The following is a 24,645-nucleotide window of genomic DNA, read 5'->3' on the forward strand; positions in this document are numbered from 1 at the left end:
ACGCCGAGGCGTTCAACGGCCTCGACCTCGCCGCGGTGAAGCGGGAATACGCCGTGCCGCGACGATCCTGTTCGCGGCCGTGCTCGTCCCGCTCTTCTGGATCGACACGGCCTCGGCGCACGGATCGGTCATCGACCCAGCGTCCCGCAACTACGGCTGCTGGGAACGCTGGGGCGACGACCACCTGAACCCCGAGATGCAGCAGCTCGACCCGATGTGCTGGCAGGCGTGGCAGGACAACCCCAACGCCATGTGGAACTGGAACGGGCTCTACCAGAACAACGTCGGCGGTAATCACCAGGCCGCGGTGCCCGACGGGCAGCTGTGCAGCGGCGGCCACGCCGAGGGCGGGCGCTACCGGTCCATGGACGCCGTGGGCCCGTGGAAGACGACCGACGTCGGCACCAACTTCACGATCAACCTGTACGACCAGGCCAGCCATGGCGCGGACTACTTCCTCGTCTACGTCACGCGCCAGGGCTACGACGCCCTGACCCAGCCGCTGCGCTGGAGTGACCTGGAGCTGGTCCGCCAGACCGGACAGTACGGTCCCAGCAACAACTACGTCATCGGCGACGTCAGCGCTCCCGGCCGCAGTGGCCGCCACGTCGTCTTCACGATCTGGCAGGCGTCGCACATGGACCAGGTGTACTACATCTGCAGCGATGTGAACTTCCGCTAGCCCCCCGCCTCACGATCCCGTCCCGCCGGACGCCGCGCCGCGTCCGGCGGGACGACTTTCGCGGCGTCCCGGCTTCCGCGGCATCCGGCCAAACTTGACGGCTCCCTATTCTTGACTGGTTCCAGACAGTGAGCCAGTCTGTCGGACGTGGCAACGCCCTCGGACTACCGGCGGATGCCGCGCGGGGCCGCTCTGCGCGTGACCCGTCCCCGTGTGGCGGTGCTGACTCACTCTGCATTGCCCGGGAGGATCCCATGTCGGAAAACCAAGAGTCGGCAGTCAACGAAACGAACGCGGAAGGCCGCTGTCCGGTCGTCCACGACCGTGCACCGCACCCCACCCAGGGGGGCGGCAACCGCGGCTGGTGGCCGAACCAGCTCAACCTGAAGCTCCTCGCCAAAAACCCTGACGTGTCCAACCCCATGGACGAGGACTTCGACTACGCCGAGGCGTTCAACAGCCTCGATCTCGCCGCGGTGAAGCGGGACATCGCCGAGATCCTCACCACCTCGCAGGACTGGTGGCCCGCCGACTTCGGCAACTACGGCCCGTTCATGATCCGGATGGCGTGGCACAGCGCCGGGACGTACCGCGTCAGCGACGGCCGCGGCGGCGCCGGGTCCGGCCAGCAGCGCTTCGCGCCCCTCAACAGCTGGCCCGACAACGGCGGCCTCGACAAGGCCCGCCGGCTGCTGTGGCCGGTCAAGAAGAAGTACGGCCGGAAGATCTCGTGGGCCGACCTCTACATCCTGACCGGCAACGTCGCCCTGGAGACGATGGGCTTCACGACGTTCGGCTTCGCCGGCGGCCGTGAGGACGTCTTCGAGCCCGAGGAGGACGTCTACTGGGGCCCCGAGACCACCTGGCTCGACGACCGGCGCTACAGCGGCGACCGGGACCTCGAAAACCCCCTGGGCGCCGTCCAGATGGGCCTCATCTACGTCAACCCGGAGGGCCCGAACGGCAACCCGGACCCGATCGCCGCGGCCCGCGACATCCGCGAGACGTTCCGCCGCATGGCGATGAACGACGAGGAGACCGTCGCCCTGATCGCCGGCGGCCACACGTTCGGCAAGACGCACGGCGCGGGCCCGGCGGACCACGTCGGCCCCGAGCCCGAGGCCGCCCCGCTGGAGGAGATGGGCCTCGGCTGGAAGAGCACCTTCGGCACCGGCAAGGGCGGGGACGCGATCATCAGCGGCCTTGAGGGCATCTGGACCGACACCCCGACCACGTGGGACAACAGCTTCTTCGAGATCCTGTTCGGCTACGAGTGGGAGCTGTTCAAGAGCCCCGCCGGCGCGTGGCAGTACCGGCCGAAGGACGGCGCCGGGGCCGGTACCGTCCCCGACCCGCACGACCCGTCCAAGAGCCACGCCCCGACGATGCTGACGACCGACCTGTCGCTGCGCTTCGACCCGGTCTACGAGCCGATCTCGCGGCGCTTCAAGGACAACCCCGGCGAGTTCGCCGACGCCTTCGCCCGCGCGTGGTTCAAGCTGACCCACCGCGACATGGGGCCGGTCGTGCGCTACCTCGGGCCGGAGGTCCCGAGCGAGACGCTGGTGTGGCAGGACCCCGTCCCCGAGCGGACGCACGAGCTCATCGACGCGGGCGACATCGCCGCGCTCAAGGCCCAGCTCCTCGCCTCGGGGCTGTCGGTCCCCCAGCTCGTGTCGACCGCGTGGGCGTCGGCCGCGTCCTACCGCGGGACGGACATGCGCGGCGGCGCCAACGGCGCGCGCATCCGCCTCGAGCCGCAGAACGGCTGGGAGGTCAACCAGCCCGACGAGCTGGAGAGGGTCCTGCGCGTCCTGGAGGGCGTCAAGGAGTCCTTCGACTCGGCTCAGACCGGCGGCAAGCGTGTCTCGCTGGCCGACCTGATCGTCCTCGGCGGGTGCGCCGCCGTCGAGCAGGCAGCCAAGACCGCCGGTCACGACATCGAGGTCCCCTTCGCCCCGGGCCGGACGGACGCGTCGCAGGACCAGACCGACGTGGAGTCCTTCGCCGAGATGGAGCCGACCTCGGACGGGTTCCGCAACTACGTCGGGAAGGCCAACCCGCTCCCGGCCGAGTACTCGCTGATCGACCGGGCGAACCTGCTCACCCTGAGCGCGCCCGAGATGACGGTCCTCGTCGGCGGACTCCGCGCCCTGGGCGCGAACCACCGGCAGTCGTCGTCGCTCGGCGTCCTCACCGACAGCCCCGGGTCGCTGACCAACGACTTCTTCGTGAACCTGCTCGACATGGGCACGACGTGGAAGCCGACGTCGGAGGAGGCGGAGACCTTCGAGGGCCGCGACGCCTCGGGCGCCGTCAAGTGGACCGGCAGCCGCGTCGACCTCGTCTTCGGGTCGAACTCGGAGCTGCGCGCGATCGCGGAGGTCTACGCCGCCGACGACGCGAGCGAGAAGTTCGTGCGCGACTTCGTCGCGGCGTGGGACAAGGTGATGAACCTCGACCGGTTCGACCTCGCCTGACCCCGGCGTCCGGGCCGGCCCACACGGCCCGGCCCGGACGTGGTCAGCGCGTGGTTCCTGGGCGGCACTGCGGGCACAGGCCCCAGAAGGTGACGTCGGCCTCGTCGACCAGGTAGCCCGCGTCGTCCACCGGGTCGAGGCAGGGCGGGTGCCCCACGGCGCAGTCGACGTCCTTGACCGCGCCGCAGTTCCGGCACACCAGGTGGTGGTGGTTGTCGCCGACGCGTCCCTCGAACCGGGCGGGGCTGTCGCCGGGTTCGAGGCGCCGCACGAGCCTGGCGGCGGTGAGCGCGTGGAGGGCCTCGTACACGGCCTGAAGGGAGATGTGGCCCACGCGGTCGCGCACCCCGGAGGCGATCGCCTCGACGTCGAGGTGGTCACCGTCCCGGACGGTCTCCAGCAGCGCGACGCGGGCGGCCGTGACCCGCAGGCCGGCACCGCGCAGCTCCTCGGCGGTCGTCGGGGGCTGGGATGCGGTCATGGCGGTGACCTACCTTCACAAACGCGACCTACTCGAGACAACGAATGACACAAGTCTAGTGGCAGGTCCATACAGGATTTTCTGGGCGACGCGACGTCCGGGCGAACTGCCTGGCCACGGCCGGGAATCCGCTAGGGGCGATGCTTGCGCAGTTCCGTCGAGAGCTCGGCGGAGAACTGCTCGGCGTCGGCCAGCCGGGTGCGGATCTTCTCGCAGCGCTCCTCGACCAGCGAGCGGTAGAGGGCGAGGCGTTTGGCGAGGTCGCTCCGGGTGGCGTCGCCGGTGTCGGCGGACTGGAGCCGGTCCAGGATGTCGAGCAGGTCGCGCATCTCTTCGAGGGTGAAGTCGAGCGGCTTCATCCTCTTGATGACCAGGAGGCGGGTGACGTCGTCGTCGGTGTAGAGCCGGAAGCCGCCCTGGGAGCGGGCGGTGGGGAGGGCGAGCCCGACCTCTTCGTAGTGGCGGATGGTGCGCAGGCTCAGGCCGGTCCGATCGGCGACCTCGCCGATCTGCATGTGCCTGCCGTCCATCGGGGTCCTCCTCGCTCCACCGGCCCGCTCCACCGGAGGCGGATGATCCATACCGTCGGTCAAGCTTGCCATCTTCGCGGCGGCCGCGTTCTCAGCGCGGGTGCGTGCGCGCGACGTACACGGTGTTGGACGCGGTGCCGCCCTGGATGTGGTTGGGGAACTCGACGACGTGCGCCGTGACCTCGGCGAAGACCTCACCGAGGACGGCGGTGAACGCGTCGTCCGGAGGGTCGTTCGACCACAGCGCGAAGACGCCGCCGGGGTGGATCTGCGCGGCGAGGCGGTTTAGCGGCCCGGGCCCGTAGAAGGAGGCGTGGCCGGTGTCGAGGACGTGGCTCGGCGAATGGTCGATGTCGAGCAGGACGGCATGGAAGCGTCCGCCGGGCGTCCGCGGGTCCAGCCCCGTCCCCGACGAGGCCATGGCGAAGAAGTCGCCCTGCACCAGCCGGCAGCGGTCGTCGGTCGTCAGCCGCTCCCCGAGCGGCACCAGCCGCGCCCGGTGCCAGTCGATCACTTCGGCGAGCGTCTCCACCACGACGAGCGAGCGGACCCTGGGCTCTTCCAGGGCGGCGTCGGCGGTGTAGCCGAGCCCGAGGCCCCCGACGACGACGTCGAGGCCGGTTCCCTCCGCCGCGGCGAGGCCGAGCCGGGCGAGTTCGATCTCACCGGCGGTCCACAGGCTCGACATGAGGAAGTCGTCGTCGAGTTTGATCTCGTAGACGTCGATGCGGAGGGACGGGTCCCGGCGCCGCCGTAGGCTGATGGCGCCCATGGGCGTCGGACGCCAGTCGAGCTCCTCGAACAGTGCGCCCATCACGATCCGTTCCCCGCATCCAGCGGTTGGAATATATCTCCCGTAAAGGCAGAGTGACCCTGGCCACTCTTCCCGTCCCGGAAATGGAAATGTCCCAGATGAGGATTAGTGAGCACGTCCGCGGGCCGACCGTGCACAGGATACCTTAACGTAAGGTTAGGTTGACGGAGATGGTCCTCAGGTGGTGGCGGATGCAGAGCAGACACGATTGCCGTTCGCGGTGAGCGGCGGGACGGGCACACCGCAGGACGTGGTGGCGGAGGCGGCGCGGCGCCGCACGTTCGCGGTGATCAGTCACCCGGACGCGGGCAAGTCGACGCTGACCGAGGCGCTCGCCTTGCACGCAGCGGCGATCGAGCAGGCGGGGGCGGTGCACGGCAAGGCCGGGCGGCGCGGCGTGCGGTCGGACTGGATGGACATCGAGCGCTCGCGCGGCATCTCCATCACCTCTTCGGTGCTGCGGTTCGAGTACGACGGCGCGCTGCTCAACCTGCTGGACACCCCGGGCCACGCGGACTTCTCCGAGGACACCTACCGGGTGCTGGCGGCCGTCGACGGGGCGATCATGCTGCTCGACTCGGCCAAAGGCCTGGAAGCGCAGACGCTGAAGCTGTTCGACGTGTGCCGGCACCGCGGCATCCCGGTGATCACGTTCGTGAACAAGTGGGACCGGCCCGGCCGTGAACCCCTGGAACTGCTGGACGAGGTCGAACAGCGCATCGGCCTGCGTCCGGCCCCGCTGAACTGGCCGGTCGGCGTCGCGGGGGACTTCCGCGGCCTGATCGACCGCGCCGGCGGCTCGTTCACCCGGTTCCGCCGGACCCCGGGCGGCGCGACCCGCGCGCTCGCCGAGCACGTCCCCGCCGAGCAGGCGGCCCGCGAGGAGGGCCGGGCGTGGGAGACCGCGGTGGAGGAACTGGCGCTGCTGGACGAGATCGGCGCCACCCTCGACGCCGACGCGTTCGCCGCCGGGATCTGCACGCCGGTGCTGTTCGGCGCCGGGCTGCCGAACTTCGGCGTGGCGGAGCTGCTGGAGGCGGTGTGCCGGCTGGCGCCCGCGCCGTCGGCGCGCGCGGACGCGGCCGGGAAGGAGCGGCCGGTGTCGGCGCCGTTCTCCGGGCAGGTGTTCAAGGTGCAGGCGGGCATGGACAAGGCGCACCGCGACCGGCTGGCCTTCATCCGGGTCTGCTCGGGCCGGTTCGAGCGCGGCATGTCGCTGACCCACGCCCCCACCGGGCGGCCGTTGGCGACCAAGTACGCGCAGACGATCTTCGGACGCGACCGCTCGACCCTGGACGCGGCCTACCCGGGCGATGTGATCGGGCTGCCGAACGCGTCCGGCCTGACCGTGGGCGACACCCTGTACGCCAGGACGCCGGTGGCGTTCCCGCCGATCCCGGCGTTCGCGCCCGAGCACTTCATGGTGGTGCGCGTCACCGACAACAGCCGCGCCAAGCAGTTCCGCCGCGGCATCGAGCAGCTCGACAGCGAGGGCGTGGTGCAGGTGCTGCGCAGCGACCTGCGCGGCGACCAGGCGCCGGTGCTGGCCGCGGTCGGGCCGCTGCAGTTCGACGTCGTCACCGCCCGGATGGCCGACGAGTTCAACGCGCCCGTCGACCTCACCCGGCTGGACTACTCCACCGCCCGCATCACCGACAAGGAGTCCGCCGAGACCCTCAGCGGGCGACGCGGCGTCGAAGTCCTCACCCGCACCCTGGACGGCTCACTCATCGCGGTGTTCGTCGACAAATGGCGGCTCCGCGCCATCGAACGCGAACACCCCGGCCTCACCCTCACCCCGATGCTGGCCGCGGGCGTCCCCGACTGACGACCGCGCGGAGAGTCACTTCGGCATGCGCCGCACGTGCTCGGTCACCCAGATCCAGGCGCCGTTGGTCTCGTTGAGGCGGCGCTGCACCTGCTCGACGTCGTCGAGGCGCAGTTCGAGGACGGGCTGCCAGTCGCCCTTCACACGGTCTTCGAAGTAGATCTGCTCGTCGTCGGTCCGGAGGCGGAGCGCCCGCACCGTCTGCGGGGCGCCTTCCTGTGGCTGGATTCGGTAGGTCGGCATGATCCCTCTCGCGTCGGTCGGATCCGCCTGCTGCCGCATGGCGGGGGCGGGGCAGCACCGGCCACTCCGACGGCACACTACTCTCACGTTACAAGAGGGTGTGGAGGCGGGGGTGGCCGAACGCCCGCGCGGACGGCCGTACGCGCGGGAGACGTCAGCGGTAGAGCGCGGCGATCGCCGTCCGGACGCGGTCGCGGGCCGTTCCGGGTTCGGTGAGGCCGATCAGGACGTAGTAGGCCAGCCCCTCGGCGAGGGCGACCAGGCCGACGGCCGTGTGAGCCGGGTCGGCGCCGGCGGCGATCAGCCCGGCGTCCTGGTCGCTGCGCAGGAGGTCGGTGACCTGTCGGTGGAAGCGGGTGTAGTCGGCGCGCATCCGGTCGGCGATGGCTTCGTCGGCGAGGGCGAGAGCCGTGAACGACTGCCGGACGCGCATGTGGGCGCGCGTCTCGGCGTCGTGGGCGATGAGTTCGGTCAGCACGATCGTGAGCACCGACCGCGGTTCCGCGCCGTCGAGGTCGCGTCCGACCCGTGACCTGATGCGGGCGCTGCTCAGCTCGTTGCCGCGGTCGAAGGCGGCCTCGATGAGCTTCTGCCGCGTGGGGAAGTAGTGCTGGACGCGTCCGGCCGACACTCCGGCCTGTGCCGCGACCTCGGTCAGTGACACGGCCGGCAGCCCGTGCTCGGCGACGATCGCCAGCACGGCGTCGGCGATCTCCTGTCGCCGGGTCTCGTGCTGGGCCCCCGGCCCGCGGGTGCGTCGTTCCATCGGCCGTCCACTCTTTTCGATGCGGTCACACTGAATTGACCCTTGAGCCTATCCCGTTCTAGCCTGGGCCGAGTAAACCAATGTGATCGCATTGATTTGTGTCGGGCGAGAGGGCGAGGGATGAGGCGCGAGGAACCGGGCTCCGCGGCGTCCGGGCTGATCCTCACACTCGCCTGCGCCGCCCAGTTCATGGTGGTGCTCGACGTCTCCGTGGTGAACGTCGCGCTGCCCGCTATCCAGTCGTCCCTGGGCTTCGAGGCGTCGGACCTGCCCTGGGTCGCGGGCGCGTACACCCTCACCTTCGCGGGGTTCCTGCTGCTCGGCGGCCGTCTCGCCGACCTCTTCGGAGCCCGGCGCGTCTTCCTCGCCGGGCTCGCGCTGTTCGCGATGCCGAGCCTGGTGGGCGGGCTGTCGACCACCGCCGGCCTGCTGATCGCCGCCCGGGCGGCGCAGGGACTCGGCGCCGCCGTCCTCGCCCCGGCGACCCTGACGATCCTCACCACCACGTTCCCCGAGGGTCCCCGCCGCACCCGCGCCCTCGCCACCTGGACGGCGGTGAGCCTCGCGGGCGGCGCGTCCGGCAACCTCATCGGCGGCGTGCTCACCCAGTCGCTGTCCTGGCGGTGGATCCTGCTGATCAACGTGCCGATCGGCGCGGCGGCCGCCGCCCTGGCCGTCCGCGTCCCGCCGGGCCGCCCGGCCGCGCGGACGCCCCGGCTCGACCTTCCCGGCGCCGCCTCGGCCACCGCCGGCCTCGCCCTCCTCGCCTACGCGATCATGCAGGCCGGTCCGCGCGGCTGGGACGACCCGGTGATCCTCGCCGCCCTCGCGGCCGCCGTCGTCCTGCTCGCCGGGTTCGTCCTCGTCGAGACGCGCCTGGCCCGCGATCCGCTCATCCCGCCGCGGCTGTTCCGCCTCCGGGCCATCACCGCCGGGAACGCGGTGATGCTGCTCGCCGGTGCCTGCTTCCAGGTGCCGATGTGGTACTTCCTGACCCTCTACATGCAGGACGTCCTGCACTACACGGCGCTGCAGACCGGGCTCGGCTTCCTCCCGCACACGCTGCTCACCATGGCCGTCGGCCTGCGGGTCACGCCGTGGCTCATGAGGCGCACCGACGACCGGACCCTCGTCATCGCCGGCGCGCTCACCGCGGCCGGCGGGTTCCTCTGGCAGAGCCACATCACCGCCGACAGCGGCTACCTTTTCGGCGTGCTCGGCCCCGCGGTCCTCATCTCCGTGGGCGGCGGCCTGCTGAACACGCCCCTGACCGCCACCGTCACCTCCGGCGTCGCCGAGCGCGACGCCGGAGCCGCCTCCGGCCTGATGAACACCGCCAAACAGGTCGGCGGCGCCGTCGGCCTGGCCGTCCTCACCGCGGCCGTCGCGGGCCGCGCATCCACCCCGCACGCCCTCGCCGCGGCCTACGGCGACGCCTTCCTGATCATGTCGGTCATGCTGGTCGTGATCGCGGCCGTGTCGCTCGCGCTTCCGGCGCGGAGATCCGGATGACGCCGGAGCTGGTGGACGGGGGGTCGGCCACCCGTCGCATCAGGACCGCCGGTCGGGGAGGAGCCTGCGCGCCGCCACGGTTCCGGCGACCAGGGCGGCGAAGGCGGCGGCGATCCACCAGATGCCGATCTGGTCGACCCAGCCGGACACCGCGCCCTGGATCTCCGTGGCGGCGCCGACGACCGGGGAGTCGGCCGAGCCGCCCGCGTTGACGCGCACCTCGTACCAGCCGTAGTAGACGACGTAGAGCCCGGCGAGGACCAGAAGGCCGCCGCTCACACGGGAGACGTACGGCAGGATCCTGCGGGTGCGCGCCACCGCGGCGTCACGGGCCAGCGCCACCAGCATCGACAGTAGCCCCACGACCAGGCCCATCCCGACGCCGTACGCGGCGAACGCCGCCAGCCCGCCGACGATGCTCGTGCCGCCGGACACCAACCCGGTGACGGCAAGGAACGGCGCGATGGTGCACGACAGGGACGCGACGGCGTACGAGACGCCGTATCCGTACAGTCCCGCCAGCGACCCCGACAGCCCGCCCGCCTGGACGCGCGGCAGCCGGAGCAGCAGTTCCCGCCCGGTCACCAGCCACCCGCCGAGCGCGATCAAGGCGACGCCCACGACGATCGTGACCCAGGGCAGGTACTGCTGGATCGAGGTCGTCAGCACCGAGACCAGCAGGCCGAACGCGCCGAAGACGGTGACGAACCCCGCGGTCATCGCGGCGGACAGCCGCAGCGCCCGCCAGACGCCGCCCGCCCCCGGCGTGGCGATCAGCAGCGTCAGGTAGGACGGCAGGAGCGCGAAGCCGCACGGGTTGAAGGCCGCCACCAGCCCCGCCGCCAGGGCGAGCGAGATCGTCTCCATCGGCCGGTCAACCGAGGAGTTCGCCGACGTGCCGGTTCAGTTCGGACTGCCCCAGCGGCCCGGAGTCCTTGCTCGTCGTCCCGTCGGGGGCCATGAAGACGAACGACGACTGCGACGTCACCTTGAAATGGGCGTACAGCTTGCCGGTCCGGTCGTCCAGGTGGGTGAGGCCTTCGGTGCCCGTCCGGGAGACGAACGCGCGCAGCCGGTCCTTGCCGTCGTCCAGGCCGCCGATGCCGACGAAGGAGACCTTGTCCCCGTACTTCTCCGCGGCCTTGGCCACGTGGGGGCCCTCGGACAGGCACTTGGGGCACCAGGGCGCCCAGAACCAGAACACCACCGGCTTGCCCGCCAGGCTCGCGCCGTCGAAGGCCTTGCCGTCCAGCGTCTCGCCCTCGAACCTCAACGTCTCGGGCACGTCCTGGCCCGCCCCGCCGGGGCTTCCCGCCGAGGGGCCCGCGGCGGCCGTCGGTTCGGCGGCGGTCGTCGGTTCGGCGGCGGTCGTCGCACCGCCGCCGGTCCCGCAGCCGGCCACGAACAACGCGGCACCGATCACGATCAGGATCGCCTTCTTCATGCCGGTCACGTTAACGGCCGGACCGGCCGCCGCTCCTTACGAAGAGATGACGTCCCACCGGGCTTCCACCGGCCTGTTCCGCTGGGGCCCGCGCCGGCCCAGGGATCGGGCCCGTGTCCCACCCTGATCCCTCCGCCGCCCCGCCGGGCGACCGTGGTCCTTGGAAGAGAATCGGGGAAGGAGCACCGGACGATGAGCGATCACATCCTGGAACCGGCGGCGCGGGAGTTCGCGGAGGCGACCTCCAAGCCACCGTTCCTGTACGAGCTGGGTGCGGACGGCGCCCGGAAGGTCCTTGACGACCTCCAGGCCGCCCCGGTCGCCATGCCCGGGGTGGACGAGAAGTGGATCACGGTTCATGCCGAGGCCGGAGACGTCCGGGTGCGGGTCGTCCAGCCCGCCGGGATGGACGGCACCCTGCCGGCCGTGCTGTACGTCCACGGGGGCGGGTGGGTCCTCGGCAACGCCGGCACCCACGACCGGCTCGTCCGGGAACTGGCCGTCGGTGTGGGCGCCGCGGTCGTGTTCGTGGAGTACGACCGTTCGCCGGAGGCCCGGTACCCGGTCGCGATCGAGCAGGCCTACGCCACTGCTCGGTGGATCACCGAGCACGGCGCCGCGGAAGGGCTCGATCCGTCCCGGCTGGCGGTCGCGGGAGACTCGGTCGGCGGCAACATGACCGCCGCACTGGCCCTGCTGGCCAAACGGCGCGGCGACGTGAACTTCGTGCATCAGTCGATGTACTACCCCGTCACCGACGCCGCGCAGGACACCCGCAGCTACCGCGAGTTCGCCGACGGTCCGTTCCTGACAGCCAAGGCCATGGCGTGGTTCTGGGACGCCTACGCCCCCGGGCCGGCGCAACGCGCGGAGATCACCGCCTCACCGCTGCGAGCCTCCCTGGAGGATCTGGCCGGGCTGCCGCCCGCGTTCGTCATCGTCGACGAGAACGACGTGCTGCGCGACGAGGGGGAGGCCTATGCCCGCCGGCTCACCGAGGCCGGTGTGCCGACCACCAGCGTCCGCTACAACGGCATCCTCCACGACTTCATGATGCTCAACCCCGTGCGCGACACCCACGCCGCCCGCGGCGCCACCGCCCAGGCCATCGACGTCCTGAAAGCCGCGCTGGGCACCGGCACCTGAAACGCCTTGCCTGACGGCCACCCACTCTTGGCACTCCCCACGGAAAGGCGGCGTCCGGACGGCATCGGACGCCCCGCGAAACAGAAAGGCTCTGTCATGAAGATCGTGGTCATCGGTGGCACCGGACTGATCGGCTCGAAGCTCGTGACGAAACTCGGCGAGCACGGACACGAGGCGGTGGCGGCGTCACCGAACACCGGGGTCAACACGCTGACCGGCGAAGGGCTCGCGGACGTCCTCACCGGCGCGTCGGTCGTGATCGACGTGTCGAACTCCCCGTCGTTCGAGGACGCCGCCGTCATGGAGTTCTTCCAGACCTCGACCGGCAACCTGCTCGCCGCGGAGGCGGCGGCGGGCGTCGGCCACCATGTCGCGCTGTCGGTGGTGGGGTCGGAGCGGCCGCCCGAGCGCGGCTACTTCCGCGCGAAGATCGCCCAGGAGAACCTGATCGAGAAGTCGTCGATTCCGTACTCGATCGTGCACGCGACGCAGTTCTTCGAGTTCATCAAGAGCATCGCCGACGAGGCGAGCGACGGGACCACCGTCCGGGTGGCGCCCGTGCTGTTCCAGCCCATGGCCGGCGACGATGTCGCCCGGGCGGTCGGCAGGGTCGCGGTGGGCGCGCCGCTGAACGGGATGATCGAGGTCGCCGGGCCCGAGCGGTTCCGGATGGACGAGTTCTTCCGGGATGCCCTGGCCTCCTGGCAGGACCCGCGCGAGGTGGTCACGGACCCGCACGCGCACTACTTCGGGGCCGAGGTGGAGGAGCGGTCTCTGGTGCCGGGCGATGACGCCGTCCTCGGCGAGATCCGCTACAGCGAATGGCCGGGGCGGATCCCAGTCCGCGGATAGCGCGTCCCGGTGATCGGACGGGTGTGCCCGTGACCGCGAAACCACCCCGGCCCGCGCCCGCCCCCGGTTGAAGTCGAAGACGTCGCGGATAGCCTGGTAGACGTGTTGCGAGGCCGACGCGACGAGTGTGCTGAACTCGACGGTCTGATCGAGGCCGTCCGGGTCGGCGAGAGCCGGTCGCTGGTGATGCGCGGCGAGCCGGGCGTGGGCAAGACGGCGCTGCTGGAGTACCTGGTCGAGCGGGCGCCGGGATGCCGGACGGTACGTGTCACCGGTGTTCAGTCGGAGATGGAGCTGGCCTTCGCCGGGCTGCACCAGCTGTGCGCGCCGATGTCGGACCGGATCGAACACCTCCCCGTTCCGCAGCGCGATGCGCTGCGCGCGGCGCTGGGGCTGAGCTCCGGTCGCGCACCCGACCGCTTCCTCGTCGGCCTGGCCATCCTCGGTCTGCTGGCCGAGGTCGCCCACGACCGGCCGCTCGTCTGCGTTGTGGACGACGTGCAGTGGCTCGACCGGGCGTCGGTGCAGGCGCTGGCGTTCGCGGCCCGCCGCCTGCTGGCGGAGTCGGTGGCGATCGTCTTCGCGGCCCGCCTGCTGGAAGAGGCGCCGGACCTGATCGGGCTGCCGGAGCTGCCGGTCGCGGGCCTGCCCGACGACGACGCCCGGATGCTGCTCCGCTCCGTCCTCACCGGTCCGCTGGACGAGCGGGTGCTCGAGCGGTTCGTCGCCGAGACGCGGGGCAATCCGCTGGCGCTGCTGGAACTGCCGAAGGGATCGACGCTGAACGAGCTCGCGGGCGGGTTCGGCGTGCCGAACGCGCGGGCCCTCGCGGGCCGGATCCGGGAGGTCTACCAGCGGCGGGTCGCGGAACTTCCGCCGGAGACGCGGCAGTTGCTGCTGGCCGCGGCGGCGGAGCCGGGCGGCGACCCCGTCCTGCTGTGGCGGGCCGCGGACCGGCTGGGGGTCGGCATCGAGGCCGCGACGGCCGCGGTTTCGACCGGACTGGTCGAGATCGGGGACAGGGTGCGGTTCCACCACCCGCTGGTGCGTTCCGCCGTCTACTGGGCGGCGTCGTCCGAGGACCGTTGCGGCACGCACCGCGTCCTCGCGGAGGTCACCGACCCGCAGGCCGACCCCGACCGCCGCGCCTGGCACGCGGCACATGGCACCCAGAGCCCCGATGAGCACATCGCGGCGGAACTCGAACATTCGGCCGGACGGGCGAGGTCACGCGGGGGGCCGGCGGCGGCAGCGGCGTTCCTGGCACGGGCCGTCGAACTGACCACCGATCCGGTGCGCCGCCAGGAGCGCGCATTGGCCGCCGCGCACGCCACCCACCAGGCCGGAGCACCCGACGCCGCACTGAGACTGCTGTCGGTCGCCGAGGCGGGACCGCTCGACCAGCGCCTGCGCGGCGAGGTGGACCTGCTGCGGGCCGAGATCGCCTTCACGGTGGACCGCGGCCGCGACGCGCCCCGGCTGCTGCTCAGGGCCGCCCGGCAGCTCAAGCCGCATGACGCGGCACTGGCGCGCGAGACGTATCTGGAGGCGATCAGCGCGGCCCTGTTCGCCGGCCCGCTGGCCGACGGCGTCGGCCGGCTCGAAGCGGCCGAGGCCGCCCGGTCGGCCCCGCCGGCCGGGGGCGACCCGCGTCCGGCCGATCTGCTGCTCGACGGAATGGCGGTGCGGATCAGCGAAGGGCTCGCCGCCGGGACGCCGGCGCTGAAAGCCGCGATGGGCGTCTTCCGCGGCCCTGACCTGTCCGAGGAGGACGGGCTGCGCTGGCTCTGGCTGGCCGGTGTGGCCTCCTCGGCACTGTGGGATCACCAGACGTGGGACCTGCTCGCCACCCGGCATGTCCATCTCGCTCGGAGGTCCGGCCGGGCCACCGCGCTCCCTCTCGCCCTGACCCAGCGCATCGCCGTGCACGTGTTCGCCGGGGAACTGGCCGAGGCCGCATCCCTGGTCGAAGAGGTCAGGACGGTCTCGGAGGCGACCGGGATATCCGTCCCGCCCTATGGCGCCCTGCTGCTCGCCGCCTGGCGGGGCCGCGAAGCCGAAGGCGCCGTGGTGCGGCGGGCCGTCGCCGCGGAGGCGACCCGCCGGGGCGAGGGGAACGGGCTGACCGTCAGCGGGTGGGCGACGGCCCTGCTGTTCAACGGCCTCGGCCGGTACAAGGACACGCTGGCCGCCGTCCCCGAAGCCGGCGAGGACCGTCCCGCGGAGATCGGCACCGCGCCCTGGGCGCTCGTCGAGTACATCGAGGCGGCCACCCGGAACGGCACACCCGGGCTGGCCGCCAACGCTCTCCGGCGGCTCACCGAGGCGACGGTCCCGGCCGGCACGGACTGGGCATTGGGCATCGAGGCGCGCTCGAAGGCGCTGATGAGCGACGGACCGCTCGCCGAGGACCACTACCGTGAGGCGATCGACCTGCTCGGCCGCACCGGTGTCCGCGGTGAACTGGCCCGGGCCCATCTCCTCTACGGCGAATGGCTCCGCCGCGGTCGCCGCCGGCGCGCCGCCCGCGAACAGCTGCGCATCGCCCATGAGTCGTTCACCGCGATGGACATGGAGGCGTTCGCACGGCGGGCCGCGCGCGAGCTGCTGGCCACCGGTGAGCACGTCCGCAGACGCACGGTCGAGACCACCACCGAACTCACCCCGCAGGAAGCCCAGATCGTCCGCCTTGTCCGGGAGGGCCTGACCAATCCCGAGATCGGGTCCCGGCTCTTCATCAGCCCCCGCACCGTCGAGTGGCACCTCCGGAAGATCTTCGGCAAGCTCGGCGTCACCTCCCGCAGGCAGCTCCGGCGCGGCGCCGCTGCCGAGGTATAGCCGACGATCCCCGGTCTCCGCCGAATCGCACGCCGACCCGACCACCCAGGGGGGCGCGCTCCGCCCCCAGGGGTTCGACCCGTGGTCCACCCGGGTGTGTCCGCCGCCCCACCCGGGCGAGAGTCGTCGGTACGGCAAAAGCCGGTCGTGAGCACAGAGAGGCGGACATATGAACATCACCGACCCACCCGTCGTCGTCCTGGTCCACGGAGCTTTCGCCGAGTCGGCGAGCTGGAACGGCGTCATCGGGCGCCTGCGCGGCCGCGGGCTGCCCGTCGTCGCGGTCGCCAACCCGCTGCGGAGCGTGGCGGGCGACGGGGCCTACGTCCGCGACGTGATCACGGGGCTCGACCGCCCGGTCGTCCTGGTCGGTCACTCCTACGGCGGCGCGGCCATCTCCGAGGCGGCGGCCGGCCACCCGGCGGTCCGCGCCCTGGCCTACGTCGCGGGTTTCGCCCTCGACCACGGGGAAACCGCGCTGCTGCTGTCGGGCAAGTTCGAGGGCAGCAGCCTGGGCGAGACGCTGGAGGCCTACCCGCTCAGCGGCGGCGGCAACGAGTTCCGGATCGCCGACGACAAGTTCCACCACCAGTTCTGCGCCGACCTCGACGCGGACGAGGCCGCTCTGATGGCCGCGACGCAGCGGCCGGTGACGGAGCGTGCGCTGACCGACGCGCTGACGGTGAGCGAACCGGCCTGGCGCACCGTTCCGTCCCGATTCGTCTTCGGTGAGCGCGACCTCAACATCCCGGCGGCGCTGATGCACTTCATGGCCGAGCGGGCCTCGTCCCGGGGAACCCGGGAGATCGCCGGCGCCTCACACGCGGTCGCCGTGTCCCAGCCGGACGCCGTGACCGACACCATCCTCGACGCGGTCGGTGACGCTCAGGGCTGAGCGAGACCGTCGCGGCGGATCCGGTGGTCCAAGGCGGGTGGAAAACCCGGCACTGGCCGCACGGTTCGGCGCGCGACGCGGCCAGTGCCGGAGTTCCGGGGTGCCCGCCGGCGGCTCAGGTGCCGTCGTCGAGGATGTGGGGTTCGCCGTTGCGGTAGCGGTCCCGGTCTAGCTTCTTGGCGTCGTTGAAGGCGGGTGCGACCCAGAGTTCGCCGAGGGTGGCCTTGCCGCCGGTGTAGCCGGCGGCGTCGAGCAGGGCGTTGGCGGCCAGGCGGCCGCCTTCGTTGGCGGTCTCCATGGTGGACACGTACAGGCCGGTCTTGACCCAGTCCCCGGCAAGGAAGAAGTTCTCGATGCCGGTTCCGGCGGTGGGGCGCGTCTCGTAGGCGCCGAGGGTCTGGATGAACAGCGGGTCCTCGTTGGCGACCTGGGGGGTGCCGGGATTGAGGATGCCGGGGTCCAGGTACCAGGTGTGCAGCATGTCGTCGGTCAGCACCGGCGGTTTTCCGGGCTCGTTGAGGTGCGCCTTGATCTGCTTCCAGGCCTCCTCGGCGATCTCCTCGCGGGTGCACTCCTTGGCGGTCTTGCCGTTGAACATGCCGGGGGTGTTCCAGTCGGAGATGATCGCCGACAGGTTGTCGGTGACCGTGCCGTCCCCGTAGGCGGTGAAGTCCCGCTTCCAGAACTGGGCCTGGCTGATGGACGTGATCGCCCAGGTGGAGTCCCAGTAGTTGACGTGGCCCGGCGTGATCGGCACCTCCTGCTTGAGGAAGAACATCAGGCCGTTCATCCAGTCGCTGCGCAGTTTGGAGATGTTGTTCAGCATCGGGTCGGCGGCGCGCATCCGGCGGTCGACCAGCCGGTCGGCGCGTTCGACCGGCACCGCTGACACGAACCAGTCGGCGTCGACGGTTTGCCGCGCCCCGGCGGGGTCGACCGCTACCGCGGAGGCGATCCTGCCGCCGGACAGCTGAAACGACTCGGCCGCCCATCCCACTTGGAACTGGACCCCGAGGGTTCTCAGGTGCGCGACCCAGGGGTCGATGAGCATCTCGTCGGTCGCCCCCGCCAGGACCCGGTCCACCGACCCGCCCGCCTCGTTGCCCTCGCCGAGGACGCTCCACAGCGTGGCCTCGCCGACCAGGCCGATGGCGTGGGTGCTGGCGTCGGCGGACTTCATCGCGGCCAGGTTGCGCACCAGCCCGTCGGCCAGCAGCGTGTTGTACTCCGCCGACCGGGTCGCGGTGCCCAGGTAGTCGGCCCACGACACGTGGTCCCACTGCCCGATCCGGCGTTCGTCGCAGCTGGTGACGTACATGACGCCCTTGCGCGCGAAGTGCAGGATCTCCGGCAGCGGGATCATGCCCAGCGACTGCAGCCCGCTGATCACCGTGGCGATCAGCGACTCCGGCGTCAGGAACGGCGGGGTGCCCTCCGGGATCGGCCACGGGAACGGGAACGGGATCGTCAGATCCGGGCGGTCTTTGCGGGCGCCCAGGTAGGTGGACGCGCGGGTCAGGTTGTCCCAGGTGCCCTTCTCGTTGCCGGGGAAGGGGATGCGGCGCATCGAGTCGGGCAGGTTCTGGTAGAAGCCGGGGAAGAACCGGAACCCGTGCTCGGCCGGCAACTCGTCCCGCCCGCCCCTCGCCGACCCCGGCACGCCGAACACCCGCGCCTTGCCGCCCAGCTGCCGCCGCTCGTACACCGTCACCGCGAACCCGCGCTCGGCCAGCTCCAGCGCCGCCGACAGGCCCGCGATCCCGCCGCCGAACACCGCCACCCGCCGGCCGGCCGCGCGCCGCCGCGTCCCGGCCAGGCCCGGCCGCCGTCCGGCCTGCGCGGACGCCTCACCGCCCAGTGCGCCGGCCACCGCCGCACCCGCACCCACGGCGGCCGCACCGCCGAGGAACTTCCGCCGGGTGGGTTTGTCCGCAGGGTCCGAGTTGTGCCCGCTGCTCATGGTGTTCCTCTCGCGTCTCCGGCCCCCGAGGTCCGTTCTCCCGCGCCTGGAGTCACACGTGACTCTAGAGCATTATTGGCGCTTCGCCAATAGCATGCACGCTGTTGTCAGGAACGCCTTGTTGGCATAGCGTCAACAACGCCGGGCCGGCCCCCGGCCGGGACGGCGAGCGAGGCCGGACGCGTCACCACGGGTGGTGCGCGCACCGCTCCAGGCGATCGGATCTGAGGGACGAAGTGACCGACCACGCTGCGGTGGAGGTTCCGCGCAGGGTCCGCAAGGGGCCCGACGAGCGGCGCGAGCAGATTCTCAAATGTGCGCGTGCGCTGTTCAGGGAACGTCCCTACGGCTCGGTGTCGAACACCGAGATCGCGGCCGCCGCCGGCGTCAGCAGGGGCCTGCTCAACCACTACTTCGGCACCAAACGGGATCTGTATCTGGCCGCCGTGGCGCAGATGCTGGCGGTGCCGCCGATTCCCGTGCCCGCGTTCGTGGAGGGCGCGATGGTCCCCGACCGCATCGACCAGAGCATCGAGGCGTGGCTGGAACTCCTCCAGCGCAACCGGACGACCTGGATCACCGCCCTGGACATGAGCGCCTCGGGGGTCGACGCCGAACTGGTGGAGATCCTGGAGGAGGGCAGGGAGAGCGCGGTGGACCACATGGCCGAGGTGGTCGGGCTCGCTCCGGCGACCCGCGAGCACCCGGAGATCCGGGCGGCGTTCCGGGGATACTCGGGGATGGCCGAGGCGACCACGCGCGAATGGCTCAAGTACGGGCGGCTGGACCGTGACCAGGTACATCTGATGCTGAAGGAGGTCCTTCTGCATCTCCTCGATCGGGTCGTTCCGCAGTTCGTGCAGTCCGGCGCCGGCTCAGGCTGAGGATCGCGGCGGTCAGGGAGAGGGGGTGGGCGAGGTCGACGGCGACGGACCGGTCTGCTTGCCGTCGGGGTCGGTCATGCTCTCGTTGGCCGCGCCGATCGAGTTCACCTCGGTCACCTTCCACTGCCCGTCCTGCCGGGTGAGCTTCATGTCCAGGTAGGAACCGAGCACGCGGCGGGTGCCCGCGGTGCTGTGCACTTCGGAGTCCATGACGACGACGGCCTTGGCGTTGCCCTCCCCGACGTCGCTGACGTAGACGGTGCGGGCGGTGGCGGTGGCGTCCGCCTTCAACTTCGTGATCACGCTCTCCAGGCCGCCGGTGAACGCGACGTCGTAGGTCTTGGCGAAGTCGTCGGACGCCATCGCGAGAACACGGTTGCGGGCGGAGTTGACGTCCTTGTGGTCGTAGCTCAGCAGGGCCTGCCCGAACTCCTCGGCGCGCTCGGCCACCGCCTCCCGGTCGCTCTCCCGGCCGGCGTAGCCCTCGGCGCGGTGCCACTGCATGCCCGCTGTGACCACGGACGCGGCCAGGACCGCCATGGTGACCGCCTTGCCCAGCCACGGCGTCCCGGACTCGCGCAGCCGCCTCCTCGCCGGCCGGTCCGCGTCCTGTTCCTCTTCCTCTTCTTCCTCGGAATCCTCGCGAGCCTCCGCTTCGGTGTCGTCCGGTGACTCGTCCGGGTCGGTTTCGGTCTCGGTGGCCTCTGCCTCTTCCAGGACGTCCTCGGAAGCCGGCTCGGCGGCGGGCTGCTTGTCGGTGCGGGTCTTCATCGCGGGCCTACCTTCTTGATCGGAGACGCTGGCGGAGCAGGGCGCGGACGGCACCGGCCGCCGCGGCCAGGACGATGACCGCGGCGAGCACCGGGGGCAGGAGGGGCAGTGCGCGCGACAGCGGCGCGGACTCGGGCTCCTCGTCGGCGACCTTGCGCGCCGGCCCCTGGGCGGGCGCGGGTTCGGCCGGACCCGCCGCAGGCGGGCTCGCGACGGGTGTACGGGCTTCGACGGCGGGCTCCCGTCCGGTCTTCCCGCCCTTGACGTTCTTGGTCGCGGGGCAGAGCGTCAGGGACGGCGGGGTGGGGCGGGGGACGGGGGTGGCGTACTCTTCCGCGGCCTTGGCGGGGCCCGCGATGGTGATGACGGCCGTGACCTGCAGGCCGCTGCCCCCCTTGCCGTCGGGCGCGATGGTGTCGGAGGCGAGGGCCTCCAGCGTCGGGATCATGCGCAGAACCTGGTTGATCTTCGCCCGGTTCTCGGCGCCGAAGACGGGCGCGGTCGGGATGGCGGCGGAGGTGAGCAGGCAGTCCAGCCCGGGGCGGGCCTTCTGCAGCAGCGCGTTGAGGTCCTCCAGGCGTCCGGGGCCGTGCTCCAGGATGGCGTCGAGGTCGCGGCGGGTCTGCCGGGCGGCGGTGGTGAAGGCCGCCAGATCGTTGATGCCGGAGGCGATGCCGTGGCGGTGCTGGGTGAGCGTGGCGGTGAGCTGCGTGAGCTGGGCGGCCAGTGCGTCGAGGGTCCCGGCGTTCGCGGCGAGGGTGGCGGTGAGGCGGTGGGCGTCGCCGACCATGTCGTTGAGGTCGTCGCCCCGGCCCTGGAGTCCGATGGCCGCCTCGTGGACGAGCGTGCGGGTGTCGCGGGGGTCGACGGATCGCAGGGTCTCGCTGAGGCTGGAGAACAGCTGCTTGTAGTCGGTGCTGCCGGACGTCCGGCTGAGGGGGATGTGGTCCCCGGCTTCGAGGACGTCGCCGCCGGGTTGCCCGGACGGCGTGGTGAGCTCGATGTACGGTTCGCCGACCGCGGACTTGCGCAGCACCCGGGCCTTGCTGGCGGCGGGCACGCGCACACCGCGGTCCATGTCGAGCTGCACGGTGACATGCCCCTGCCCCAGCCGGACCGAGCCGACGGTGCCGACCCGCACGCCCAGGTGGGTGACCTCCAGGTCCTCGCGGAGGCCGGGGGAGGAGGCGAAGTCGGCGGTCACCGGGAACGGGCGTTCGAGCGCGTCGACGGTGATGATGCTGCGGACGGCCCAGACGGCGAGCGCGCCGCCGAGCAGCGCGAAGAACACGAGGTTGATGACGACCCGGAAGCGTTTGATCATGAGCGCGGTCCCAGCAGGTCGGCCCAGGATGCTCCCCGGCGAGGGGCGGGTTCCTGGGAGGGCTCACCGGGCGGCGGGGCGGAGCGGGCACCGGACGGCGCGGCCCCGGTGGCGGGCAGGAACCCCTTGATCCAGCCGAACAGCAGTCCCTGACCGCTGTAGGAGACCGACGGCGAGCGCAGGAAGGTGAGCACCGCCGCCGCCACGGTCTTGAGTTCCCGGCGTCCGCGCAGGGCCGCCGTGAGCAGTTCCTCGGCGCGTTCCAGCAGGATGGCGAGCCGGCCCGCGTGGCGTAGGTGAACCTTGGCGTTGACCGAACGGGCCAGTTCGCGCATTTCCCGGATGGCCCGCTTGAGTTCTCCGCGTTCGTCCTGGAGCCGCCGGGTGGCCAGGGCGACGTTGCCGGGGAGCTTGTCGATCTGGTTCCTGCCCTTGGCCAGAGACGTGCCCAGCTTGGCGAAGGAGTCGAGGACCCGGCCGAGGTCGCCGCTCGCGGCGGCGTAGGAGTCGGTCACGTCGGCGGCCCGTTCGATCAGGGTGTTCAGCTTGCGGCCCTTGCCGTTCACGGCGGTCGCCGTCTCGCCGGTGATGGTGGACAGGTCCTGCCCGCCGAGGGCCGCCAGCAGCGGGCCGGCCTTCTCGCTGATCTGCTCCAGGTCGGGCTGGACGGAGGTGTGCTCGATGACCGCCCCGCTCTTGAGGAAAGGTCCGGTGTCCAGGCGGCGGCCGGGCGGCGGGTCGAGCCGGACGTAGTTCTCGCCGAGCAGGGACGACTTGGCGATCGTCGCGGTCGTCCCGGCCGGGACGTGCCGGTCGTCGCGCAGCGACATGGTGACCTCGGCGCGGTAGCCGGACAGGCCGATGCGCGTCACGGTGCCGACGCGGACGTCGGAGATCTGCACGCTGTGCCCGACGACCAGGCTCTGCACATCGTCGAACACCGCGGTGACCGTCATGTCGCCGTGCGGCGCGCCGATCGTCTGGAGCGAGCAGCCGCTCGCGACCGTGACCGCGAGGGCGCACGCCGCCGCCCGCACGGGAACCCGGGCGGACCTCCACGCCGATACGCGGGCACGGATCGATACGCGGGCACGGATGCGGGCACGGATGCCGGCCGGTGTCGTCATCGTCTGCCTCCTCCCGGACCCGGGACGCAGTTGGCGATCGCGGTGTCGCCGGCCGGGCAGGGCACGGCGCCCCACCCCATCGCCGTGAACAGCGGCTGGAGCCAGGCGCGGACCGTGGCGCTCAGCACGGCGCGGATGGTGACGACGTTGTTCTCGCGGTCCCATGCCTGGTCGGCGACCTTGGTGAACTGCTCCAGGGCGGCGATCGCCTGGTTGAGCGCGCCGGCGTTCCCCTTGAGGGTGAGCACGATGTTGGACAGGTCGGTCATCGCGTCCGGCAGGGTCTCCCGGTACGCCGTGATGAGGACGCCGCTCTTCTCGATGGCGGCGGCGAGGCCGGAGACGAACTCGCGGAGCCTGGTGCGTTCCTCCGACAGCGACCGGCTGGTGGTGGAGAACGACCGGAGCAGTTCCTCCAGTCGCTGGTCGCGGTCGTTCAGGGTGGCGGCGAGCGACCGCAGCCCTTCCGCGAGGGACACGATCTTCTCGTCCTGGGCGGCGAGCTTGCCGGTGAGGCGGGAGGTGGCGCCCAGCCCGCGGTTGATGCCGGCGCCGTGGCCGCGCAGCCCGTCCGCGCCGCGGTGCACGGCCGATCCGAGCGCCTCGGGGTCGAGGGAACGGTTGAGCTTGGCGAACGCGTCGAGCGCGTCGTCGATCTCGACCGGCAGCCTGGTGCGCTCCTGCGGGACGACGGCGCCGGGCTCGGCCTTGGGCTTTCCGGGCTTCCACGCGGGTTCCAGGGAGACGAACCGCTCGCCGAGGGTGTTGGCGGACTCGATCACGGCGTTGACGTCGCGCGGGAGCGGCACCTCGCGGTTCACCGCCAGCTCGACCCGCACCCGGGTCCGCTCGTCGGTGATGGAGGTGACGGTGCCCGCGTCCGCGCCCAGCACCTTCACGCTCGACTGCTCGTACAGCGACGGCGTGCGGGCGAAGTAGACCGTGACGCCGTAGGTGCCGGAGCCGCCCGGGAGCACCGAGCAGCCGCCGGTGGCGGCGGCCAGGAGCAGCGCCGCGGCGATCGTGACCGGGCGGATCATGGCCGTCCCCCCGCCGGCGCGTTGCGGGCCAGCTCGGCCAGATCCCTGGGGGACAGGGGGCCGAGCCCGGTGGCGACGACGTCCAGCCAGGGGCCGCTGCCGCCCGCGCCCGACAGGCCGCTCAGCGTCGGGCCGGCCCACGCGAGCAGGTCGTTGAATTCTCCGGTGGCCGGACGCAGCGTGCCGAGCGTGCTGCGCAGATCGGCGATCACGGACATGAGCTGGGCCTGCCTTCGGTCGATGAGCTCGGCCATGTCCGCGACGGCGCTGCTTCCGCCGCCGAGGAACGCCGACAGTTCGTTCTTCCGCCGCCGCAGCTCGTCCAGCATGATCTGGACGTTGCCGAGGAGCCTGCGGAGCTGCTCGTCCTTGGCCTTGGCGAGGTCGAGGAGCCGGTCGCCGCCGGCGAGCAGCCTCTCGATCTGGGGGTCGCTCTCGTCGACGGTCTCGGCGAGTTCGGCGAGGTTGGTCAGCGCGCGGCCCAGCCGGCCGCGCTGCCCCGCGTCGATGCCGCTCACCTCCGCGACGATCGTGTTGACGGCGCGGGCGTCCAGCTTGGAGATGGTGCGCGTGGAGGTGTCCAGGACGTCGTTGACCGTCGCCGGCACCCGCGTCCGCTCAAGGGGGATGCGGCGGCGTTCGGAGGGCAGGTCGGCGAGGTGCGGGGTGGTGACGTCGCCCGAAAGGCGCAGGTACCGGCCGCCGAGGATGTTCTCGGTCGTGACCGCCGCGCGGGTCGCCGGGCCGAGGTCCACGTCGGAGTCGACCTTCCAGGTGACCACCACCCGGCCCTTGCCGTAGTCGGGTTCGACCTCGGTCACCTCACCGACGTTGATCCCGGCCACCCGCACCTCGTCGCCGGTGCGCAGCCCGCCCGTCTCGCTGAACACGCCGGTCACGGTGTAGCGGTCGAGCAGCAGGCCCCGCGTGCCGACCACGTACACGGCGAGGACGAGGGCGACCAGCGTCGCGCTCGACACGAGCCCGACCTTGATCTTGTCGCGGTCGCGGAACGACGTGCGGGCCAT

General features: G+C 71.8%; 22 protein-coding genes. 9 read left to right on the forward strand and 13 right to left on the reverse strand.

Translation table 11 applies throughout. The features are described from left to right. The first annotated feature begins 79 nt into the window (after positions 1-79). The gene (locus AB0C35_RS12660; protein WP_358453954.1) at positions 80-682 is read left to right on the forward strand and encodes a lytic polysaccharide monooxygenase auxiliary activity family 9 protein; all 603 of its coding nucleotides are present in this window, start codon (positions 80-82) and stop codon (positions 680-682) included. Between the two features lie 254 nt (positions 683-936). After that, on the forward strand, positions 937-3,162 hold the full coding sequence (katG, locus tag AB0C35_RS12665; RefSeq protein WP_358453955.1) for a catalase/peroxidase HPI: 2,226 nt from the start codon (positions 937-939) through the stop codon (positions 3,160-3,162). 43 nt (positions 3,163-3,205) lie between these two features. Here the strand turns inward: katG and AB0C35_RS12670 are convergent, their stop codons facing one another. From AB0C35_RS12670 to AB0C35_RS12680, 3 genes are all read right to left on the reverse strand, one after another. Further along, entirely contained in the window at positions 3,206-3,643 is a 438-nt protein-coding gene (locus tag AB0C35_RS12670) for a Fur family transcriptional regulator (RefSeq protein WP_358453957.1), read from the reverse strand. 131 nt (positions 3,644-3,774) lie between these two features. Then, on the reverse strand, positions 3,775-4,173 hold the full coding sequence (locus AB0C35_RS12675) for a MerR family transcriptional regulator (protein ID WP_358453959.1): 399 nt from the start codon (positions 4,171-4,173) through the stop codon (positions 3,775-3,777). Between the two features lie 91 nt (positions 4,174-4,264). Then, complete coding sequence (locus AB0C35_RS12680) at positions 4,265-4,987, reverse strand: spermidine synthase (protein WP_358454452.1); 723 nt, start codon at positions 4,985-4,987, stop codon at positions 4,265-4,267. Between the two features lie 220 nt (positions 4,988-5,207). Between AB0C35_RS12680 and AB0C35_RS12685 the strand changes: the two genes are divergently transcribed. Next, on the forward strand, positions 5,208-6,815 hold the full coding sequence (locus AB0C35_RS12685) for a peptide chain release factor 3 (protein WP_358454455.1): 1,608 nt from the start codon (positions 5,208-5,210) through the stop codon (positions 6,813-6,815). A gap of 15 nt (positions 6,816-6,830) precedes the next feature. On the opposite strand, the gene AB0C35_RS12690 is transcribed toward AB0C35_RS12685, so the two are convergent. Together AB0C35_RS12690 and AB0C35_RS12695 are read right to left on the reverse strand one after the other, a co-directional pair. Then, positions 6,831-7,058, reverse strand: a complete 228-nt coding sequence (locus AB0C35_RS12690) for a hypothetical protein (RefSeq protein WP_358453962.1) — start codon at positions 7,056-7,058, stop codon at positions 6,831-6,833. A 154-nt stretch (positions 7,059-7,212) separates the two neighbouring features. Then, the gene (locus AB0C35_RS12695) at positions 7,213-7,824 is read right to left on the reverse strand and encodes a TetR/AcrR family transcriptional regulator (protein ID WP_358453965.1); all 612 of its coding nucleotides are present in this window, start codon (positions 7,822-7,824) and stop codon (positions 7,213-7,215) included. Between the two features lie 120 nt (positions 7,825-7,944). Between AB0C35_RS12695 and AB0C35_RS12700 the strand changes: the two genes are divergently transcribed. Continuing rightward, positions 7,945-9,336: an MFS transporter gene (locus tag AB0C35_RS12700; RefSeq protein WP_358453968.1), complete on the forward strand. Its 1,392-nt coding sequence runs from the start codon at positions 7,945-7,947 to the stop codon at positions 9,334-9,336. Between the two features lie 39 nt (positions 9,337-9,375). Here AB0C35_RS12700 and AB0C35_RS12705 read toward each other — a convergent pair whose 3' ends face one another. Next, positions 9,376-10,203, reverse strand: a complete 828-nt coding sequence (locus AB0C35_RS12705) for a cytochrome c biogenesis CcdA family protein (protein ID WP_358453970.1) — start codon at positions 10,201-10,203, stop codon at positions 9,376-9,378. Positions 10,204-10,210: 7 nt separating this feature from the next. Further along, entirely contained in the window at positions 10,211-10,780 is a 570-nt protein-coding gene (locus AB0C35_RS12710; RefSeq protein ID WP_358453973.1) for a redoxin family protein, read from the reverse strand. A 192-nt stretch (positions 10,781-10,972) separates the two neighbouring features. On the opposite strand from AB0C35_RS12710, the gene AB0C35_RS12715 reads away from it, so the two are divergent. The 4 genes from AB0C35_RS12715 (at position 10,973) to AB0C35_RS12730 (ending at position 16,511) form a co-directional block, all read left to right on the forward strand. Next, on the forward strand, positions 10,973-11,926 hold the full coding sequence (locus AB0C35_RS12715; RefSeq protein WP_358453976.1) for an alpha/beta hydrolase: 954 nt from the start codon (positions 10,973-10,975) through the stop codon (positions 11,924-11,926). 96 nt (positions 11,927-12,022) lie between these two features. Beyond that, on the forward strand, positions 12,023-12,778 hold the full coding sequence (locus tag AB0C35_RS12720; protein ID WP_358453979.1) for an SDR family oxidoreductase: 756 nt from the start codon (positions 12,023-12,025) through the stop codon (positions 12,776-12,778). Between the two features lie 102 nt (positions 12,779-12,880). Then, on the forward strand, positions 12,881-15,616 hold the full coding sequence (locus tag AB0C35_RS12725; RefSeq protein ID WP_358453982.1) for an AAA family ATPase: 2,736 nt from the start codon (positions 12,881-12,883) through the stop codon (positions 15,614-15,616). Positions 15,617-15,785: 169 nt separating this feature from the next. Beyond that, positions 15,786-16,511: an alpha/beta hydrolase gene (locus AB0C35_RS12730; RefSeq protein ID WP_358453985.1), complete on the forward strand. Its 726-nt coding sequence runs from the start codon at positions 15,786-15,788 to the stop codon at positions 16,509-16,511. A gap of 115 nt (positions 16,512-16,626) precedes the next feature. Here AB0C35_RS12730 and AB0C35_RS12735 read toward each other — a convergent pair whose 3' ends face one another. Beyond that, complete coding sequence (locus tag AB0C35_RS12735) at positions 16,627-18,471, reverse strand: FAD-dependent oxidoreductase (RefSeq protein ID WP_358453987.1); 1,845 nt, start codon at positions 18,469-18,471, stop codon at positions 16,627-16,629. Positions 18,472-18,707: 236 nt separating this feature from the next. Between AB0C35_RS12735 and AB0C35_RS12740 the strand changes: the two genes are divergently transcribed. Then, the gene (locus AB0C35_RS12740; protein ID WP_358453989.1) at positions 18,708-19,355 is read left to right on the forward strand and encodes a TetR/AcrR family transcriptional regulator; all 648 of its coding nucleotides are present in this window, start codon (positions 18,708-18,710) and stop codon (positions 19,353-19,355) included. A gap of 12 nt (positions 19,356-19,367) precedes the next feature. On the opposite strand, the gene AB0C35_RS12745 is transcribed toward AB0C35_RS12740, so the two are convergent. The 5 genes from AB0C35_RS12745 to AB0C35_RS12765 are packed head-to-tail and all read right to left on the reverse strand — an operon-like array spanning position 19,368 to position 24,645. After that, positions 19,368-20,126 carry a hypothetical protein gene (locus tag AB0C35_RS12745; protein ID WP_358453992.1) on the reverse strand — a complete coding sequence of 253 codons (759 nt, stop codon included), beginning with the start codon at positions 20,124-20,126 and terminating at the stop codon, positions 19,368-19,370. A 7-nt stretch (positions 20,127-20,133) separates the two neighbouring features. Continuing rightward, positions 20,134-21,450 carry an MlaD family protein gene (locus tag AB0C35_RS12750; protein WP_358453994.1) on the reverse strand — a complete coding sequence of 439 codons (1,317 nt, stop codon included), beginning with the start codon at positions 21,448-21,450 and terminating at the stop codon, positions 20,134-20,136. After that, positions 21,447-22,577: an MlaD family protein gene (locus tag AB0C35_RS12755; RefSeq protein ID WP_358453997.1), complete on the reverse strand. Its 1,131-nt coding sequence runs from the start codon at positions 22,575-22,577 to the stop codon at positions 21,447-21,449. The genes AB0C35_RS12750 and AB0C35_RS12755 overlap by 4 nt, the downstream gene beginning before the upstream one ends. Beyond that, entirely contained in the window at positions 22,574-23,617 is a 1,044-nt protein-coding gene (locus tag AB0C35_RS12760; RefSeq protein WP_358453999.1) for an MCE family protein, read from the reverse strand. Before AB0C35_RS12760 ends, AB0C35_RS12755 begins: the two co-directional genes overlap by 4 nt. After that, complete coding sequence (locus AB0C35_RS12765; RefSeq protein ID WP_358454001.1) at positions 23,614-24,645, reverse strand: MlaD family protein; 1,032 nt, start codon at positions 24,643-24,645, stop codon at positions 23,614-23,616. The genes AB0C35_RS12760 and AB0C35_RS12765 overlap by 4 nt, the downstream gene beginning before the upstream one ends.

Origin of the sequence: Spirillospora sp. NPDC048819, from assembly GCF_040650055.1 — a bacterium.
Taxonomy (GTDB): Bacteria; Actinomycetota; Actinomycetes; order Streptosporangiales; family Streptosporangiaceae; genus Spirillospora.

Excerpts from the sequence above, each read along its gene's own strand:
- katG (WP_358453955.1), top strand. The coding sequence starts at position 937 with ATGTCGGAAAACCAAGAGTCGGCAGTCAACGAAACGAACGCGGAAGGC.
- AB0C35_RS12670 (WP_358453957.1), bottom strand. The coding sequence starts at position 3,643 with ATGACCGCATCCCAGCCCCCGACGACCGCCGAGGAGCTGCGCGGTGCC.
- AB0C35_RS12675 (WP_358453959.1), bottom strand. The coding sequence starts at position 4,173 with ATGGACGGCAGGCACATGCAGATCGGCGAGGTCGCCGATCGGACCGGC.
- AB0C35_RS12680 (WP_358454452.1), bottom strand. The coding sequence starts at position 4,987 with ATGGGCGCACTGTTCGAGGAGCTCGACTGGCGTCCGACGCCCATGGGC.
- AB0C35_RS12690 (WP_358453962.1), bottom strand. The coding sequence starts at position 7,058 with ATGCCGACCTACCGAATCCAGCCACAGGAAGGCGCCCCGCAGACGGTG.
- AB0C35_RS12695 (WP_358453965.1), bottom strand. The coding sequence starts at position 7,824 with ATGGAACGACGCACCCGCGGGCCGGGGGCCCAGCACGAGACCCGGCGA.
- AB0C35_RS12700 (WP_358453968.1), top strand. The coding sequence starts at position 7,945 with ATGAGGCGCGAGGAACCGGGCTCCGCGGCGTCCGGGCTGATCCTCACA.
- AB0C35_RS12705 (WP_358453970.1), bottom strand. The coding sequence starts at position 10,203 with ATGGAGACGATCTCGCTCGCCCTGGCGGCGGGGCTGGTGGCGGCCTTC.
- AB0C35_RS12710 (WP_358453973.1), bottom strand. The coding sequence starts at position 10,780 with ATGAAGAAGGCGATCCTGATCGTGATCGGTGCCGCGTTGTTCGTGGCC.
- AB0C35_RS12715 (WP_358453976.1), top strand. The coding sequence starts at position 10,973 with ATGAGCGATCACATCCTGGAACCGGCGGCGCGGGAGTTCGCGGAGGCG.
- AB0C35_RS12720 (WP_358453979.1), top strand. The coding sequence starts at position 12,023 with ATGAAGATCGTGGTCATCGGTGGCACCGGACTGATCGGCTCGAAGCTC.
- AB0C35_RS12730 (WP_358453985.1), top strand. The coding sequence starts at position 15,786 with ATGAACATCACCGACCCACCCGTCGTCGTCCTGGTCCACGGAGCTTTC.
- AB0C35_RS12735 (WP_358453987.1), bottom strand. The coding sequence starts at position 18,471 with ATGAGCAGCGGGCACAACTCGGACCCTGCGGACAAACCCACCCGGCGG.
- AB0C35_RS12745 (WP_358453992.1), bottom strand. The coding sequence starts at position 20,126 with ATGAAGACCCGCACCGACAAGCAGCCCGCCGCCGAGCCGGCTTCCGAG.
- AB0C35_RS12750 (WP_358453994.1), bottom strand. The coding sequence starts at position 21,450 with ATGATCAAACGCTTCCGGGTCGTCATCAACCTCGTGTTCTTCGCGCTG.
- AB0C35_RS12755 (WP_358453997.1), bottom strand. The coding sequence starts at position 22,577 with ATGACGACACCGGCCGGCATCCGTGCCCGCATCCGTGCCCGCGTATCG.
- AB0C35_RS12760 (WP_358453999.1), bottom strand. The coding sequence starts at position 23,617 with ATGATCCGCCCGGTCACGATCGCCGCGGCGCTGCTCCTGGCCGCCGCC.
- AB0C35_RS12765 (WP_358454001.1), bottom strand. The coding sequence starts at position 24,645 with ATGGCCCGCACGTCGTTCCGCGACCGCGACAAGATCAAGGTCGGGCTC.